This is a genomic window from Shigella sp. SIG3 (assembly GCF_053555855.1).
In genome coordinates, this window is the sequence record NZ_JBQZXE010000224.1 from 1 (window position 1) to 1,886 (window position 1,886).

The window sequence follows — 1,886 nt, forward strand, 5'->3', positions numbered from 1 at the left end:
TACCGTTTGCGTTCATTATTATCGTGTTGCTGGTGGTATATTTCATGACCACTCGTGTGTTCCGTCGGCAATTTTCTGAAATGACCGAGCTGGTTAATACGCTGGCGTTTTTGCCCGACTCAACGGATCAGATCGAGGCTCTGAAAATTCGCGAAGGCGATGCGAAAGAGATTATCAGCATCAAAAATTCGATCGTGGAAATGAAAGATGCCGAAATTGAACGGTCAAATAAATTGCTCTCACTGATCTCTTACGATCAGGAAAGCGGTTTTATTAAAAATATGGCGATTATTGAGTCCAACAATAATCAGTATCTGGCTGTGGGGATCATCAAACTGTGTGGTCTGGAAGCCGTGGAAGCGGTGTTTGGTGTTGATGAACGCAATAAAATCGTCAGGAAATTGTGTCAGCGAATTGCCGAGAAATATGCGCAATGCTGCGATATCGTGACATTCAATGCCGATCTCTATTTACTTCTGTGTCGGGAAAATGTACAGACATTTACCCGTAAAATAGCGATGGTAAACGATTTTGACAGCAGCTTTGGCTACCGCAATCTGCGCATCCATAAGTCTGCCATTTGTGAACCTTTGCAGGGGGAAAACGCCTGGAGTTACGCAGAAAAACTGAAACTGGCGATTTCCAGTATCCGTGACCATATGTTCTCCGAGTTTATTTTCTGTGATGACGCGAAACTCAACGAAATAGAAGAGAATATCTGGATTGCGCGTAATATTCGCCATGCAATGGAAATTGGCGAACTATTCCTCGTCTATCAACCGATCGTTGATATTAACACCCGCGCCATTCTGAGCGCGGAGGCGTTGTGCCGTTGGGTTTCTGCGGAGCGGGGGATCATTTCACCGCTGAAGTTCATTACCATTGCTGAAGATATCGGGTTTATCAATGAGCTGGGTTATCAGATTATTAAAACGGCAATGGGTGAATTCAGACATTTTAGTCAACGTGCGTCGCTGAAGGATGATTTCTTACTGCATATTAATGTTTCGCCCTGGCAGTTAAACGAACCGCACTTTCATGAGCGTTTTACCACCATCATGAAAGAAAATGGCCTGAAGGCGAACAGCCTCTGTGTTGAGATCACTGAAACCGTGATCGAGCGAATTAATGAACATTTTTATCTCAATATTGAACAACTGCGTAAACAAGGGGTACGGATATCGATTGATGACTTTGGCACCGGTTTGTCAAACCTGAAACGTTTTTATGAAATTAATCCAGACAGCATAAAGGTGGACTCGCAATTTACCGGCGATATTTTCGGTACTGCGGGAAAAATTGTGCGCATTATTTTCGATCTGGCACGCTATAACCGGATCCCGGTGATTGCGGAAGGCGTAGAGAGCGAAGACGTTGCGCGCGAATTAATTAAATTAGGATGCGTTCAGGCTCAGGGGTATCTGTACCAGAAACCCATGCCATTCTCCGCCTGGGATAAAAGTGGAAAATTAGTAAAAGAGTAGTTTACGTATGTCCAGAATCAATAAGTTCGTACTTACAGTCAGTCTGCTGATTTTTATCATGATTTCAGCAGTTGCCTGCGGGATCTACACTCAAATGGTAAAGGAACGGGTGTATAGCCTGAAACAGTCCGTTATTGATACTGCTTTTGCGGTGGCAAATATTGCTGAATATCGGCGTAGCGTGGCAATTGATCTTATCAACACGCTAAATCCCACGGAGGAACAGCTGTTGGTTGGTTTGCGCACAGCTTACGCCGACTCGGTTTCCCCCTCTTATTTGTACGATGTCGGTCCTTATCTGATTTCCAGTGACGAATGTATTCAGGTAAAGGAGTTCGAGAAAAATTATTGTGCAGATATTATGCAGGTTGTGAAGTATCGACATGTCAAAAATACAGGGTT

Annotated in this window: 1 protein-coding gene and 1 pseudogene; both read left to right on the forward strand. The window is 43.9% G+C overall.

Going from position 1 to position 1,886, the window contains the following annotated elements; translation table 11 throughout:
* Positions 1–1,484 (forward strand): cyclic diguanylate phosphodiesterase (locus ACUU1I_RS20345; protein ID WP_449144902.1); only part of this gene is annotated, 1,484 nt, incomplete at its 5' end.
* 7 nt (positions 1,485–1,491) lie between these two features.
* Positions 1,492–1,886: pseudogene (locus ACUU1I_RS20350) on the forward strand (hypothetical protein); the annotation flags it as partial.